This window comes from Alsobacter sp. SYSU BS001988 (assembly GCF_054796215.1).
In genome coordinates this window covers 1-497 of the sequence record NZ_JBTAMK010000059.1, presented here as the reverse complement: position 1 = coordinate 497, position 497 = coordinate 1, and the positions used below count along the sequence as shown (strand labels likewise).

The following is a 497-nucleotide window of genomic DNA, read 5'->3' as shown; positions in this document are numbered from 1 at the left end:
CCCGTGCTGCTGGACTGGCGCAGCGTGCGCGAGAACCTGCTCTTCCAGATCGAGATGCGGGGCCTGCGCAAGGCCGACTACGCGGCGCGCGCCGACGAGCTGCTGCGGCGCGTCGGGCTTGCGGAGTTCGCCGACCGCTATCCCTACGAGCTCTCCGGCGGCATGCGGCAGCGCTGCGCGATCGCGCGGTCCCTCATCCACGACCCCGTAATGCTCATCATGGACGAGCCCTTCGGGGCGCTGGACGCGCTCACGCGCGAGCAGATGCGGCTCGACCTGGAGGCGCTCTGGATGGCGACGCGCAAGACCGTCCTGTTCATCACGCATTCCATCGACGAGGCCGTGCTGCTGGCCGACCGCGTCGTGGTGATGAGCCCGCGCCCGGGCAGGATCGAGCGCATAATCCCCGTCGACATGGTGCGCCCGCGCGGGCTGGACGGCCGCAAGAGCCCTGAATTCATGCGCATCGCCGACGAGATCACCGACATCTTCCTCTC

General features: G+C 69.0%; 1 protein-coding gene. It reads left to right on the top strand.

The genetic code is table 11. The features are described from left to right. Positions 1-497, top strand: a 497-nt coding sequence (locus ACYVO7_RS25795; RefSeq protein ID WP_460452618.1) for an ABC transporter ATP-binding protein, incomplete at both ends; no start/stop codon positions are given.